Source organism: Myroides sp. N17-2 (assembly GCF_002286775.1).
Taxonomy (GTDB): Bacteria; Bacteroidota; Bacteroidia; order Flavobacteriales; family Flavobacteriaceae; genus Flavobacterium.
On record NZ_NSGJ01000033.1, the window covers coordinates 19,331 to 34,839 of the forward strand.

Below are 15,509 nucleotides of genomic sequence, written 5' to 3' on the forward strand. Positions count from 1 at the left end.
ACACGCTTTACAATTTGATGAACCTGTACAGGTAGCATAACTTACTGAACTATAATTACCTACAAAAGCAAGCAAACTAAACACAGATAATGTAACTAATAAATAACTCTTTATTGTTTTACTTTTTATCTCTATTAGACAATAATAATGCCAATCAAAACTACCTCTATAATTCATCACGCTAAAAGCGGTGCAAATGTATCAAAGTATATGTGAAGAAAAACTTAAATTATCATCTTTATTTTATACTTTTTAAGGAATTATTTTAAGAGAAATAAAGAAGAAAAAACACAATCATTACGACTGTTTAATCACTAACTTACATCATCGACAAAGCTTCTAATATACAGCCATATATGTAATCCAAATCTTCGTCTGATGTACAGTAGGGTGGCACGAGATAGATGATATTTCCAAGAGGTCGCATTAACACTCCACGTTCTAAAAAGAAGGGATACAATGTATCGTGCATATCACTGAAGTAAGAAGTATGCTCTGAAGTCTTCCATTCCATCGCAAAAATAGTTCCACACTGACGAGCATCTAACACCTTAGAATGTTGTTTTAACTCATTGATAAACGCCTCGTGTTTACTTGCTATTCGAGTGATGCTATCTTGAGTACTTTGTTCTAATAGTAGATCCATACTTGCTAATGCTGCTGTACAAGCTAATGGACTAGCCGTAAACGAATGTCCATGAAATAATGCCTTGGTCTTATCTTCTGTGTAAAAAGCTTGGTAAATCTCCTCTGTACACGTAGTCATCCCTAGAGGTAGCGTACCTCCTGTTAATCCCTTAGAGAAACACATCACATCAGGTGTCTCAGTCAAGTGATCCACAGCAAATAGCTTACCTGTCCTCCCAAAACCGACAAATATCTCATCTTGTATCAAGAGTATTTCTCTCTCTTTACAGTGCTTCATTAACGCCGATAAATGCTCTGCCTTGTGCATCAGCATTCCCCCTGCACCTTGTACTAATGGCTCATAGATAAAGCATATCGTCTCAGAGGCGTGCATATCGATAAATGCCTTAGTCTGTGCTAGATTATCCTCAGTAGGCGTGTCTATAAACAATACTTCAAACAACATCTCCCCAAAAGGATCAGTCCAAATCCCTCTACCACTCACAGACATTGCGCCGAAAGTATCTCCGTGATATCCATTCTTAAAAGCGATAACCTTGCGCTTATTTCCTCCTTTGTTATAATCAGCTTGTATCGCCATTTTAAGCGCTACTTCTATAGCTGTAGACCCATTATCTGTATAAAAAGCCTTCGTTTGACTCTCAGGTAATAACGCTAATAATCGCTCTGACAACTCTATCGCGGGCTGATGTGTAAACCCCGCAAAGATCACTTGCTCTAACGTAGCTACTTGCTCACTTAATTTCTTAGCGATATAAGGGTGTGCATGCCCATGTAAAGTCACCCACCACGAAGACACCGCATCTATATATCGCTTGCCATTCGCGTCGAATATATAACTCCCCTGCCCCTTAACGATAGGGATAATATTATTAGCTGTCTTCATCTGCGTATACGGATGCCAATTGACCGCGTAATCTCTATCTACTAATTCTTGTTGTTGTTGTTGTGTCATTTCTTTTGTTTTTTTGTGATGTTGTTTTTTTGTGATGTCGTGGAGTTGTGATGGTGTGATGGTATGATGTTGTGATGTTGTGATGTCGTGAAGGTGTGATGTTGTGATGTTGTGACGTCTATATCCACAGACCACATCACCCTATGCCGAAGGCAACAATTCTTAATTCTCCACCTTTGTAGATATACATTCTTCAAGATATATCATCTTTTAAACGCAGAATCAAACTGTAAACTGTAAACCATCAACTGTAAACCACATCACCCTATGCCGAAGGCAACAATTCCTAATTCTTAATTCCTAATTCCTCATTAAACACAACCTCCGTCTCCTCACCTATCTCCCTTTTAATAGCCTCCATAGAATAAGGATTAAACTCTCCATTAAACACTAGATAAGCGATAGGTATTCCCCTTGACTTTAATGCTTCTATAGATAATATCGTGTGGTTAATACACCCGAGATAATCCCTAGTGACTAAGACCACAGGGAGGTTAAGATGAGCGATTAGGTCGATCATATAAGTATCCGAATTAATAGGTACGAATAGCCCTCCTGCACCTTCTACGATAAGGTTATTATCCGTCTCAGGCAGTGTGAAGTCAGTTAATTGTATCGTTATACCCTCTCTCTCAGCAGACTCGTGTGGTGAAGCAGGTATCTCTAATGCGTAGCGTTCTTTATGAATAAGAGTGCCTTCAGATAGTGCTTTGACTTTCATACTGTCTGAATCGTGCAAATCACCTGATTGGATCGGTTTCCAATAGTCTGCTTTAAATTTGTCTACTAATACGGCTGATATGACTGTCTTGCCTATTCCTGTGCCTATTCCTGTAACGAAAAGTTTAATGGGTTCCATTGTGTTGTTTTATAATTTGAAATAATTGTATAATCTCCTCTTGTGTATTAAATGCGTGTAGGCATATGCGCAAACGCTCCGTACCCACCGCTACAGTAGGTGGTCTAATCACACAGACATTGATGGTTGCCTTTTGTAAATCTGTCATTAAATCAGTGACGTTATTTACCTTGTTTAAACGGATAGTTTGTATCGGACTAGCAGTTATAGACATACCCTTAGGAGCTAGGGACTGATAGGTATGGATTACCCCTTGAAGTTTCTCTTGCAAGTCTTTATGTGTCAAGATAAACTCATACGCTACCCTAATACTCACTGCCATCAAAGGACTTGGCGAAGTGCTATAGATAAAGGGCGAACCGAAGTTTACTAGTGCTGACTTTAATGCCACACTACCTAGAACACTTGCTCCGTGTACTCCCATTGCCTTGCCATAGGTTATCACAGTTGCGAATATCTGTGGATATAACCCCAACTCACTTACTCTGCCTAATCCATAGACTCCGATAGCGTGTGCTTCATCCACTATCAAAAAAGCCCCATATCTCTGCGTTAAAGCAATGATCTTTTCTAAAGGAGCTAAGTCTCCATCCATTGAATAAAGACTCTCTATCGCCACGTATACCTCTCCTGTGGCTTGCTGAAGTAACCGTTCTAGATCTAGCAAGTCGTTGTGCTTAAACTTCCATTTGCGCGCTCTAGATAATGTACACCCATCGTGTACTGACCGATGGATATACTCATCTACGATAATGGTATCTCTAGGTGTCGGCAAATTGCCAAAAAGAGCGAGATTCGCCTGATACCCCGACCCAAAGAGCAACGCCTCCTCTACGCTGTGTACCTCTGCAATATACTGCTCTACATCCTCCACTATCTGTGAGTTCCCACTAATAAGCCGAGACCCTGTACTTCCACCTAATAGCTTTGGGTTAGCGTATACCGTATCTAATAAACATTGTTCAAATGCCTTATTTTGGTTTAACCCTAGATAATCATTAGAGAAGAAGTCTGTCGCTGTGGAGCTATATTGTTTTAGTTGACGGTAATTCCCTTGATCAATCCGCTCTTGAAGGCGTTTCCTTAAGGATAAAGGCAATATCTCCATCTCTTAGGCTATCTCATTTGTGATTGCCTCTAGCCACGCTAGACTAAGCTGCTGTTCATAGTGAAGAATCACTTCAGCGTGCTTCTCCCAATCAGGAGTGAACGCTTCTAACTGAATGATCATTTCCTCTAGATGCCCTTGTTCCTCCGCGATTATTGACTTAACCATTACCTTAGACGAATGCGTTTCTAATACCTCTTGGTAAATAGGATAGAGCAAATCAGCTCGTACCTCGATTGCGTAAGTCACTAGCAAATAAGCGGCAAAACGAAGTGACGCACCACTTAACTGTAAAGTCTCCTTTAGGTATCTCACACAGAAGATATCGAGGCGCTGTAGATATTGTTGTGTTTGTATAGGTGCTAATAAGCTAGCAGTATCATATCGCTCCGGAAAAGGAACGGATAGCTTTTTGATTTGCTTCTTTAGGTAGTAGGCGTGCCTGTGCTCCTCTGTGGCGTGCTTGAGTTGAAGGAAAGTTACCTCGTATGGATTCTCACAGGCAGATATCTTACGAGCCCCTGTATTCTCCATAAAGGACAAGGCATTTAGCCACTTGCTATGTAGGGTGTCATTCGCTACGATAGTATTTAATAGTTGTTTCATCTTGTGTTCGTTTATGGCACAAAACTAGAGCGACTAGGTGGACTATATGGAAGCCAGTTTAAAGAAAAAAGCTAGTCCGGAGAGGTTAATTAGGAATGATTGCCTTCGCCATTAGAGTAGTGAATGCTATACACATTTCGTCTACTATCTCATTGGGCAATGCGAGCAGTATCCGTGAGGGGTTCTTGCTGAATAAGGCCCTCTGAGCAAGCATTGGGCAGTGAATACGCACTTATCTAGCAGATATCAGGAAGGGGGAAGAGATTTATGAAAGTACACTTTAATTATCATTTCGTAATACAAAACACTTCATAGTTTATATCACTTGTTAAGTTTTATCGCTACGCGGTTTCTTCTTTTACTTTTTTTCCTTGATGAAAAAAAGTAACAAAAAAAATCAAGGCTTTAACTCCTAAGCGGCCAATTACGGCACAAATTCCTGAAACAAAATTAACTCCCTTCGGTCAGACAGAATTTTGTTTCGGGGAATTTACACCTATTGACACTCGCTTATCCGTTAAGGCCGTTGGTGCTTCGCAAGGGTAATTACGTTCTATAAGAACACTTCAATTATTACTTCGTAAGGTAATTATCTTTAATAGAGGTAAAATCACTCAAAACAAGAAAGATAACAATGTTGAACTAATATAAAGACATATATAAGTTTGAAATTTTTGACGACCGTTTGGAAATAACTTCTTATGGTAGCTTACCTGAAGGGCTTTCTAAGGATGAGTTTTTTGAAGGATATTCTATAATTAGAAACAAGGAATTGATGCGCATTTTCAAGGATTTAGATTTGGTAGAACAATTAGGATCAGGAATTCCAAGAATTATACAGGCTTATGCGCAAGATTGTTTTCACTTTTCTGAGAACTTTTTAAGAGTTACGCTGCCTTCAACGGAATCTGTAACTCAAACCAAACAAGTCACCGAACAAGTCACCGAACAAGATACCGAACAAGATACCCTGCAAGATACCCTGCAAGATACCGAACAAGATACCGAACAAGATACCGAACAAGTTAAAGTACTAATTTCAAATATGTCAGATGAAAGATATAGTAGTATTGAATTAATGGTACTTGTAGGGATTAGACATCGACCAACTTTTTTATATAATTACTTACAACCCGCTATAGAAGCAGGTTTAATAGCATTGAGCATTCCTGATAAACCAACAAGTCGTAATCAAAAGTACTATTTAACAGAGAAAGGTAAACAACGTCAAAAAACTTAAGGTAGATACATTTGTATAGTAAACTCTTAAAGACATATCACTAAAAGAAAAACGCTACTTTAGCTTCAACCCAGAATCAGCGATAGACAGATAAACGAGAAGTAATTATACAAAATAGGTCTGAATTAGCGATACAAGCATACTATAGTATGGTTTTAGAGCTAATGAAAGAGCTATGAAGTAGAATTGATTCGCAGTATTTGGCTAACGTTTATTTTGGGTTTAACCCATCTTATAATGCAATTGTAAGAATCGGATGCCATAGAATGAGAAGTTGTGATCTGTGCGAACGACCTCATCCTTATCTACATAGATGTGAATGCTCTCGTGTAAGGCACTGACGAACTTCGCCCAGTGTTTTCCTTTGTGGTTGGTGACATAAAAGTAGAACCCTGTCTCGCCGAACTTCTTGCCATTACTCTGTAAGAATAAGCTTCCGTCAGCCATAATCTCTTGGTTTAACAGTACAGTGGCATTGCCATTAGGTAAAGGGAAGACAACCTTAAACAAGGTTTTGTCCTGACTAGGTAGATAAGTATGAGTGTATATACCTGAGAACAAAGTCTCTCCTGTCTGTTTTATCTTGCGGTACCAAATCGTCCATACAGTATGATTTGCGCTCTTTAGCTTTATTATTTCGCTCTCTAATCCCTTGGCTAGACTTATGGTATTAGTAGGCATATTGAGCTGTTGTAATCGCTTACTAAACAACCATCCTAATAATACTCCAAAGGGCTTAAACACGCCTTTCCACTCGCACCATATCTCTACGTTGTAATCAGAGGTATGGGTGTAAAAATCTATTATCTGTGGATGTAATCTAGCATACTCTTCTGCTGTAAAGCGAAATATACTGAAGTCTTCGATTAGTCCACTCCCCTGCTCATTAGTAACTACTTCATATTGATACTGTGTCGCTAATCTGTCGATGTATGACTTGTCTATAATAGCTGTATCTCCGACGATTCCTTCTAGCCAAGGTGTCTGAGTGAAATTAATACGCTGTCCTGTTATTTTTACCCATAGCTGAGTAATTAAGTCTTGTAGCATTATAGTGGATTAGTGTATATAAACCTAGATTCCGCACTCGCCCAATACTACGAATAAATTCTACTTTACATCTCTTTCATTTCTTCTAAAACCATACTATAGTATGCTTTTTTCATAAATTCAGAGCTGTTTTGTATAATTTACTCTCGTTAATAGGTCTATCGCGTATTCTAGGTTAAAAGTAGTGTTTTAGAATTAAGTTTGAAAGGATACTTCAATTATCACTTCGTAAGAGTAATTATCTTAACATAGCCTATATCACGTCCTGTCGGCACACAATCGTAGGGATGTATTACATACATCCACAAAAAATATCAACGATATTTTAATAATACATACTGTGTCTCGACAAGGCACAAAACACTGACACAAACCATTGTGTGTTGAGTACTCGTCACGGATTTCAAATCCGCGACAACTAAGCGCTTCGCAAGAGGAATGGGGTGATAATATGATGACGCAAAGTCGGGAGACTATTGCGTAGCGATAATTACGGTATAAAAGAACATTTCATTTATCATTAATAAGAATAATAATCTTTTAAACACAAGTTAAAAACTGTCAACCGTTAACCGATTACTGTAAACAAAAAAGCCACCTCAGTTAAGGTGGCTTTGAATACTATACTATTTAAAATTTGATTGTTTCTACTATCTCTTTTTCTTTGCGTTCTTTTAGGATAATGGTCTTTTTAGTGACTTGTTGTTTACTTGTACCGAAGTATTTATATACCTCAACATAGGCTTTAGCAACTGATCTAGTCTTGACGTCATTCTGTGCGAAGTAGTTAATTGCGATCTCATATTTCCCTGACTTCGCTTTAGGTAACACGTACATCTCAGGTCCATACCCTTGTCTTACATCTAGAGAGATATGTCCACCTTGCTTAGTATTTCTATTGCGGTAAGAGCATTCTTCTCTATTCGATTCTAAGACGTGTAAGTCAAGATCTGTACTCTCCACGTTCCAATATACCAACGCAACAAGATCATTCTCTATCTCTCCTTTGAATTCGTATATATAATCATCATTTACTTGTGTTTTAAGTTGTTTGACGAACATCTTGTCTTTTATCGACTGATTTGAATTCTTTGTTTCTAGTTGTTTAATAAAATTAGAGGCAAATAGTCCATTAATCGCTTTAATACTTCCGTAATCTCCTCGTTTAAACCCATTAGAAGTTCCGATGTAATAGAAGATTAATGCCAACTTAGGGTTAGTCTGCTCTAATGCTCTAGCCATATTAAAGTAAATTAATCGGTCTTGCTCACGTGTCTTTAATACTTTCTGACCTAGGTAATAAGCGTCATATCCATATCCTATATTCATCGTATAGGTCAACAAATCTCTAAGTACATCAGTATCTCCACCATTCTTCTCTACGATAGAACTCAATAGCTTTAAGGCATCAGCATCCATCTTATTATGCGTTCTTAAATTTGCTAACTCATATAATACATCAAAAGTCACATCTGCATCACTTAACGCATCGCCTTCAGCAGAAGTCTGTTGCTTCTTAGACCACACCTTATACTTTTGGTCTTTAGGTTTGATTATAAAGTCTTCATTAGTCATAGATTCTAGATAACTCTTCAGCATATCGTCATCTTTGCCTAATATGTTCTGTTTTTGCAAAGTAGCAATCCAATTCTCAAATAACTTCTTCGCATCAAAAGGATTAGCGTGTAAGAACTCTTTCCTTAGTTCGCTAACCGTAAAGTCACGTACGAAGTCTTTCGCTTTACTTCCTTTGTTAATCCCATAGTTCTCATAATCACGTGGGGTTTCTAACATCAAGAATGAAGTATAGTTACTCACTATTCTAAAGTTGATCGAATAATTAACCACCGCTGACTTTAACGCATCGCCTATTTGATCAAGGTTACCTACAGCTATCTTACCATAGATACGAGATGCTAGGTCAGAAGACACTCTATAAGAAGGCTTAAACTCTATAGTAGCCATACTCTTGCCTGAAGAAGCTTTAATCACTATCGGATTACTCATATCACCACGAGCACCGAACTGTAATATTTGTCCATCGTACAAGTCTGTCACACCACCTTCTATCAAGATATCACTAACAGAAGCACCTGATATACTATTTATGTTCCAAGTCTTATAGCGCAATGCTTTTGCACTTTCTACTAACTGCGCACCGCTGTTCGCTGTGAAGTTACTACCTCCTGTTTTATTACTCAGGTAATTTAACACCTCACTATTCGCTCCTGCTATTCCTGTCTTAAAAGTATAGACACGATCGCCTGATTTGATATTACTCAGTAGAGCATCCTTAGACTCATTCCCCCAATTTAGATCACCATCACTTAGCAGTAAGATATTCTTAGGAGTAGAAGTAGCCGCTAGCCATCGAGGTGTAGAAGCTTCTTTTAAAGCACGTCCTAAATCTGTAGCTCCCTCAAGCGCTAAGTTGTCAAGATAAGTCTTTAACGCAGCTCTATTTGCTTTCGTATTCGTTGTATATTCTTCTTTATACCACGTGGTTCCTATATTAAAATTAAGCACTGAGAAACGCTTTATCACATCTTCATTCTTCTCTAATACCTCTGTCATCAGGTTAACCCATATGCCGAAAAGCTGTGGATTAGAACTTAGAGAGGTATCTAACATAAAGACTACATCAGGGGCAATATCTGTGTTCTCTACTTTAGGTAGTGATACACGCATCGTACCTGCGATATACTCTCCTTCGTTATCTTTCTGTACTAAAGCAATAGGTTCTATGGTATTAAGCTTAATATTTATAGCTTTAATACTAGGGTTATGATAAGTTAGATATTGTTTATTATTCTTGTGCGCTATCGTCGCTTTATCACGATCAGAGATTGTGTATAACTTGTCATTAGCAAGTGCTAAGTCAACACGCATCTGGTTATTCACCACAGGCAACTGTAGTCCAAACTCACGAAAAGTAGTAGCCTCTACCATACTAATATCGTAACCAACTACGACGTGGTGAAGTCTATCTTGTTGTAATGGGTATATGCGGCAGTTAAACATATCTGCTCCTGACCACTCCATCAGTGCAGGGTCTACCTTTCTGACTCTAGTACCATAGTAAGCCTCAGAGGCAGTCTCCTTCTCTACTATCTTTGCTTCACGAGTATTATGCTGATCTCTACGAGTAGGTAGTGTCTCATAAGACAAATCAAAATTGTCTGTATTATAATTAAACAACGTCGCTGAGTCAATGTCTTTCGCTGATCTTCTACCTCTATCACTGTCAAGCATAGTTGCTTCACCAAAAGCGAAATAGTAAGGTACAGCATCAGCAGGCAACTTAAGTTTAAAGGTTCCCTCTAGTCCGTTGCCTTTATCGTTATAGAAGTATGCGTCTATCAACACACGTACGCGGCTTCCATCTACCTGTACGGCTACTTGCGCATCCTCTAGAGGTAAGAAGTCTTCATCACCAACTTGTATACGCATCGCATTCTCATCGATAGAGGATTTCTTCCAAGTCTCTGTATCAGTTGACTCCTCTGATACATCAGCAGTGGTCTCTGCTGTAGACATATCAAGGCGATCTTCTGCCTCTCTCTTTTGACCACACGAAGTCAATAACACTCCTGCGAGTACAGTGTATAATAGTATCTTTCTCATAGCATAAGAATTTACATAAAAGTAATTCTTATGATAACGTTCTAAGTTGATTAATCGTATAAATAGCTGTTAATTAGATTATAATAGTGAGTGGTACTTTATCTTAATGACGCAAAGTCGGGAGACTATTGCGTAGCGATAATTACGGTATAAAAGAACATTTCAATTATCATTAATAAGAATGATATTTCCTTAAACGCAAGTTTAAAACAGTTAACTATTATGTGATATCAACTTTGGTACTGCGTGGAGTTACGAGTGGGGTCTCTCCTATCGTCGAGATGACATAGTTTGGGGTGATAATATTATGCTAGTAAAACTAAATCTATTGGGAATTATCTTTAAATCTTATAAAACCTAATTCAGACATTACTATGATGTTTACACTAATAATCTGATTCTTTGCCATAATCAATACAATGAGTCTGTTATTTCTGCTTTTTGATTAATGAATTGATACAGTCCTTGCATCTGATCATAGTATTGTAATACTTTTAAAAGTGTATCTAAGGTACAGTTGTCTCCATTCTCTAGATTTGATATCGTAATACGTGACATCGCTAGCTCATTGGCAAGTTCCTGCTGTGACATATTAGATTCTTTACGCAGTTGTTTACACCATCCTCCGATAGTGCTCTTAACCTCTTTTATAGTAAGTACATCAAACATATATTGAATATTATATTATTCAAATATACCAAAAATATTCAATATGAATAATATATTATACATAAAAAACGATTCAACTTATCACTTCATAAGAATGATAATCTTTTAAACGCAAATTTAAAACTGATTACTGTAAACTGTAAACTATCATCCATTAACCTTATTTTCTACAACTAATCTAGGTTGTACATAAGCTCTATACACATAGACTGCTCCAAAAGAAAAAGTAGCCACAACAAATGTAGCGATAGGAAGATTAAGTACTTTCTCTGCAGGGAATACATAGACCAAGAATGGGAAGGCATATACCGCCGGTACACGCATTTTAAACAGTTGCGATAGCCCATACATCAATACCATAAATAGCGAAGCTAAGACTAGCCAATGCTCAATAAACTGATATAGTAGTACACCTATACTTATAGCAAGTGTTAGAATAGCGACTTGCTTGATGGCTATTTTAAGAGAATACATCTTCATATTTAATGATTCATATAGCACTACAGCGATAGGCGGGATAACAGCCATCTGCTCATTACCTGTGTAATAAGCAATCACTATCCAAGCTAAACTTATTAGGGCATAAGGATACATCATCCTTGTGTTTACCTTGCCTTTAGGGTCTATTCCTTTATTTAGTTTCAACAAGTATACTACTAGCATTAATACAAAAGTAGTCGCTAAAATAGCATAGATAAATGACCACGCATGCGCATTAGTCACTATAGGAAGAAATCCTGTAGCTAATGCGGGTGGTAAACTGTAGTTCACTACTCTCATCACTAAAAGCATCAAGACTAGAACCAATACGATCTTAACGATATAAGGCAGTGCTAACATATTTAGTCCAAAGCCCATAAAGGCAGTCAGTGAGGGTAAGATAAATATCTTATCGGGCTGTCTTAACCAAGCCTTCTCTTGGAATATCCATAATCCTACTGTTAGTGCTGCTACTTCAGGGAGTACTATCTCCGGATCTTGAAAATAAGTAGCCACTACAACCATCAAAAGAATAAATACAAAAGCTAATAGATAGTGGTATATACTTGGTTTATGTGATGTGTTCATTGTAATTCGTTATTTTTATAACGCAAAAATACTTGAACCTAGCGACATATTACTTATATAATTTGGTGTTTTTGTTATATAAAATGTATACTACAATTATGATATATTATATTTAAAACATCCCCAATTACATGACTTCAGATCGTTTTAAAAAACAAAAAAGCTATTATCTGAGACAACAGCTTTTTGTTTTTAGTTTGACTTATTACTAGTCAAACTAGATAAGAACCTTATATATTATAACTTAATCAACCAAGATAAAATCTATATAATCTTTAATCGAAGGATTGTCTTTACTTGTTACTGTAATTCTAACATTTCCTCTCTTACCTTTTGCTCCTACGACTATTCCTCTTTCATCAACAGTAGCCAAAGTAGTATCTGAAGAGACAAAATTAAATAAGGTTTTGTTTAAAAATCTAGGCTTCGTTGTTAACTGCAATGTATAAACTTTGCCTTCTTTTAATTGGACAGATTGCTCTATAGAAGGTTTGCTGATATAAAGGTAACTTGGAATATTAGAAATGATTTCTTCGTCTATATATGCAGTAACACCGTTTAATGCAGTAACGGTAATTCTAACTTTTCCTATAGATACTCCTGTAATAACTCCCTCATTAGAAACCTTTGCAATTTTTTCATCAGAACTTTTCCATACTAAATTAGTTAATGGTACATATTCTTCTCCTGTGCTTAAAGTATACTTTGCATCTTGTCCTACTGCCAATTCATCCTTAGGTAGACCTACAACAAAATGTAATTCCTTTAGTCCAAATTTCTTTATCTCTAAAGTAATTTCTGAAGTATACTCTGGTTTATTTTTTACTTCTACTTTTATATTTACTTTTCCTGAGGTTAAAGCAGTCACAACACCATTTTGCACAGTAGCGATATTGGTATCGTGGCTTGTCCATACAAGATCATTTAAATTTAGATTATCTGCTTTTAGTAATGATTTTAAATCTCTTGTTTTCGTTTGTTCTAAGTCCATTCCTTCTTGTGATGCTAAGAAGTAAAGCTGAGTCAATCCTACCCTTACATTTAAAGTAGCTCTTTTATCTAAACCTTTAACTTTAGCAACAATTACAACTCTAGAATTTATCTTCCCTATTAACATTCCATTTTCCACTGATGCAATTTCTGTGTTACTACTGTTCCACTCAATATCTTTAGGGTTTACATTTTTTAATTCTAACTCTTTTAATAGATTTACTTGTTCTCCAATAACAACAAATTTATCCTGAGTTATAAATTTTACATTTATTTCTGTATCTGTTTTTGAATTGTTATCATCAGAAGAAGAACAGTTCATTAAAAGAAATGAACAAATCATTAATAAAGTTAATTTAAGTTTCATATGTTTATAAATAAAATTTACAGCAAATCTACGCAGAAAACAATATTAACATAACTAGTTTATAAGAATAATAGGCTTTTAAACCCGAATTTAAAACTGCACACTGTTAACCGACAACTGTTAACCATTAATACATAAGGTATTGCGTCTCTACATTTATCATTTATAAGAATAATAGGCTTTTAAACCCGAATTTAAAACTGTACACTGTTAACCGACAACTGTTAACCATTAATACATAAGGCATTGCGTCTACACATTTATCATTTACAAGAATAATAGGCTTTTAAACGCGAATTTAAAACTGTACACTGCTAACTGACAACTGTAAACCATATTAATCTAAACCTCATCTAATAACAACTTCTTCATCTCTGTGTCTTGTATCATCGGTAGTTCCCAATGTTCAATAAACGCTTCCATCATCAGGCGTCCTCTTGTCTCAATACTTTCTTTGGTCCACGCAGTGTATTCTAGCAAATCAAGTTCTAGTTTGCTTAGGCGGTACTCGTGCTTGATGGCATTCTGTATCTTATGCTTTACGCGTTCAAAAGAGTTAGACTCATAGCGATTATACGCTAAGAACATATTCCCTATCGAGTAGCTGTAACGGTCTCTGTTGACCTTTTGCATCGCGTTAATATCCTTGTACATATTTCTGACTTCATACTCATCATACTCAGGATAGACTAAGTACACCTTCGGCTCAGTCTGCTCTAGGAGCCCACCTTTGCCCTCTTCTATAGTTTTTAGAAAATAGTCTAGTCCTGCCCAAGTCTTAAATCTACTTCCCTTGTGAATATGGCGAATCACTTCTTTCCAACGGAAGTGTTCTACACGGGTATCCATCAGCATATTGAGCAGATACTCATTTTTATGTGCTCGACCACGCTGATAATAGAAGTTGATATCACGATAAGTATCTTCCACATTCAGGGTAGAGTTATTCCCTTGTAATAAAAAGCACATAATATTATGACGCTCCATTGCAAAGAGTAGTCGTTCTACACTGCTTAGCTTCTCTGTTAGTTCTAACTCAGATAGTCCGTGGTCTACCTTCACAGGCAAATCACGCATTAGTACCGCCAATACTAGATTAAGCATATACTTACCGTATCCTCTAGGGAAATTAGTCAAACGCAGTAACGACTTCTGTATAGCAGGTGTCGTGATATAGACGAAGTCCTCATCGCTATCCACAGCATAAGGGTTATTAATGAAGTACCACAGGGCTACTGCCTTGCGCATACTCTCTAGCCACTGTGTTAGCTCGCTATATTCGGCATAGTTAACCTCATCACTCTGCTGCTCTAACTGAAAGTCAATGGTAAACAAGTGCTTCTGATAAGACTTAAAGTCTGTACTCACCATCTTAGAATGCGAGAAATACAATAGCCAAAAAGCCTTTAAGAATGCGTCATCATCCATCGCTTGAGTAGGATTACGACCAAGCCATTTATACACCTCTAGCCAACTCTGATTGACTTTCTTGCGACTGCGGTCAATAGTACTCGCTACGGTCAACTGCTTAGAGACGATATACAAGACTCTATTCTTTAGACGCTCAAGACTTGACAATTGTTTTCCTCTAAAGTTTAGGGTTTCAAATACCATAGACACATCCAATGGACGCTCCTTAGACTCGTTTAAGTTCAATATAGAGAACAATAAATGCTTAGTAAGCTTATCTATCCAAAAGGCAAGTTCGACTTGTGTAAACGCCTTAATTCGCTCGCTAAAGAATTCCTTAGCAAAAGACAGGTTATGTGTATATAGCGTCTCTGTCTCCTCTGCATCATACTCAGCGTCATTAAATATCTCTCGAATCAAGTAGTTATGCGAAGGCACATCGACGTGATAACCGAAAATATAACGGTAGCTATCTGCTTCACTTACCTTAAAGTATTGGGCAGTGAGCTGCTGTTTTAAGGGGCTATCTTCTAATGCCATCACTAACTCTGACAGCAAGATAAGAATCGTAGTTAGTCGCTGCTGACCATCGACGATATTAAAACCATCATAGCTATTCTCGCCTATTAGTAACTTCCCTGCTCTAATCCTAAAACCCTCTCTGCGTATACACTCGATATCAAAGTTACTAAAGTCAGTAACAGTCAGAATACCTGTGAAGTGAAAAGCATTGCGGTTGTGATGGGTATTGTTCAGATCTCCCCACAACTCTTCCAACTCCTTCTTAGTCCACGAGTAACCTCGCTGATAATCAGGAATACGAAATACTTTACCTTTAAATACTTCTTCGAAAGTGATAATGTTCATAGATGGGCTAACTTAAGGAGAGCAAAAGTAGGTAATATCAAGTAGACG

11 protein-coding genes are annotated in these 15,509 nt (G+C 37.2%); 1 reads left to right on the forward strand and 10 read right to left on the reverse strand.

Going from position 1 to position 15,509, the window contains the following annotated elements; all coding sequences use genetic code 11:
- Positions 1 to 319 precede the first annotated feature (319 nt).
- From bioA to CF599_RS13200, 4 genes are all read right to left on the reverse strand, one after another.
- Positions 320 to 1,603, reverse strand: coding sequence for an adenosylmethionine--8-amino-7-oxononanoate transaminase (gene bioA / locus CF599_RS13185; RefSeq protein ID WP_121966483.1), 1,284 nt, complete (start codon positions 1,601 to 1,603; stop codon positions 320 to 322).
- A 286-nt stretch (positions 1,604 to 1,889) separates the two neighbouring features.
- Positions 1,890 to 2,462 carry a dethiobiotin synthase gene (gene bioD / locus CF599_RS13190; RefSeq protein ID WP_121966484.1) on the reverse strand — a complete coding sequence of 191 codons (573 nt, stop codon included), beginning with the start codon at positions 2,460 to 2,462 and terminating at the stop codon, positions 1,890 to 1,892.
- Positions 2,449 to 3,570 (reverse strand): pyridoxal phosphate-dependent aminotransferase family protein, encoded by a 1,122-nt coding sequence (locus CF599_RS13195; protein ID WP_121966485.1) that lies wholly within the window; start codon positions 3,568 to 3,570, stop codon positions 2,449 to 2,451. The genes bioD and CF599_RS13195 overlap by 14 nt, the downstream gene beginning before the upstream one ends.
- 3 nt (positions 3,571 to 3,573) lie before the next feature.
- Positions 3,574 to 4,176: a hypothetical protein gene (locus CF599_RS13200; RefSeq protein WP_121966486.1), complete on the reverse strand. Its 603-nt coding sequence runs from the start codon at positions 4,174 to 4,176 to the stop codon at positions 3,574 to 3,576.
- A gap of 670 nt (positions 4,177 to 4,846) precedes the next feature.
- Here CF599_RS13200 and CF599_RS13205 point away from each other — a divergent pair.
- Positions 4,847 to 5,416: a Fic family protein gene (locus CF599_RS13205; protein WP_256383866.1), complete on the forward strand. Its 570-nt coding sequence runs from the start codon at positions 4,847 to 4,849 to the stop codon at positions 5,414 to 5,416.
- Positions 5,417 to 5,638: 222 nt separating this feature from the next.
- On the opposite strand, the gene CF599_RS13210 is transcribed toward CF599_RS13205, so the two are convergent.
- From CF599_RS13210 to CF599_RS13235, 6 genes are all read right to left on the reverse strand, one after another.
- The gene (locus tag CF599_RS13210) at positions 5,639 to 6,466 is read right to left on the reverse strand and encodes a hypothetical protein (protein ID WP_121966488.1); all 828 of its coding nucleotides are present in this window, start codon (positions 6,464 to 6,466) and stop codon (positions 5,639 to 5,641) included.
- A 630-nt stretch (positions 6,467 to 7,096) separates the two neighbouring features.
- Positions 7,097 to 10,090 (reverse strand): VWA domain-containing protein, encoded by a 2,994-nt coding sequence (locus CF599_RS13215; protein ID WP_121966489.1) that lies wholly within the window; start codon positions 10,088 to 10,090, stop codon positions 7,097 to 7,099.
- A gap of 411 nt (positions 10,091 to 10,501) precedes the next feature.
- Entirely contained in the window at positions 10,502 to 10,759 is a 258-nt protein-coding gene (locus CF599_RS13220) for a helix-turn-helix domain-containing protein (protein WP_121966490.1), read from the reverse strand.
- A gap of 147 nt (positions 10,760 to 10,906) precedes the next feature.
- Positions 10,907 to 11,827 (reverse strand): hypothetical protein, encoded by a 921-nt coding sequence (locus tag CF599_RS13225; RefSeq protein ID WP_121966491.1) that lies wholly within the window; start codon positions 11,825 to 11,827, stop codon positions 10,907 to 10,909.
- 244 nt (positions 11,828 to 12,071) lie between these two features.
- A complete protein-coding gene (locus CF599_RS13230; protein ID WP_121966492.1) occupies positions 12,072 to 13,184 on the reverse strand; it encodes an Ig-like domain-containing protein in 1,113 nt (370 codons plus the stop codon).
- A gap of 342 nt (positions 13,185 to 13,526) precedes the next feature.
- Entirely contained in the window at positions 13,527 to 15,461 is a 1,935-nt protein-coding gene (locus tag CF599_RS13235) for a DUF262 domain-containing protein (RefSeq protein ID WP_121966493.1), read from the reverse strand.
- Positions 15,462 to 15,509 lie beyond the last annotated feature (48 nt).

What these genes read in the sequence shown, in the direction of transcription:
- bioA (WP_121966483.1), bottom strand. Translation starts at nt 1,603, where the DNA reads ATGACACAACAACAACAACAAGAATTAGTAGATAGAGATTACGCGGTC.
- bioD (WP_121966484.1), bottom strand. Translation starts at nt 2,462, where the DNA reads ATGGAACCCATTAAACTTTTCGTTACAGGAATAGGCACAGGAATAGGC.
- CF599_RS13195 (WP_121966485.1), bottom strand. Translation starts at nt 3,570, where the DNA reads ATGGAGATATTGCCTTTATCCTTAAGGAAACGCCTTCAAGAGCGGATT.
- CF599_RS13200 (WP_121966486.1), bottom strand. Translation starts at nt 4,176, where the DNA reads ATGAAACAACTATTAAATACTATCGTAGCGAATGACACCCTACATAGC.
- CF599_RS13210 (WP_121966488.1), bottom strand. Translation starts at nt 6,466, where the DNA reads ATGCTACAAGACTTAATTACTCAGCTATGGGTAAAAATAACAGGACAG.
- CF599_RS13215 (WP_121966489.1), bottom strand. Translation starts at nt 10,090, where the DNA reads ATGAGAAAGATACTATTATACACTGTACTCGCAGGAGTGTTATTGACT.
- CF599_RS13220 (WP_121966490.1), bottom strand. Translation starts at nt 10,759, where the DNA reads ATGTTTGATGTACTTACTATAAAAGAGGTTAAGAGCACTATCGGAGGA.
- CF599_RS13225 (WP_121966491.1), bottom strand. Translation starts at nt 11,827, where the DNA reads ATGAACACATCACATAAACCAAGTATATACCACTATCTATTAGCTTTT.
- CF599_RS13230 (WP_121966492.1), bottom strand. Translation starts at nt 13,184, where the DNA reads ATGAAACTTAAATTAACTTTATTAATGATTTGTTCATTTCTTTTAATG.
- CF599_RS13235 (WP_121966493.1), bottom strand. Translation starts at nt 15,461, where the DNA reads ATGAACATTATCACTTTCGAAGAAGTATTTAAAGGTAAAGTATTTCGT.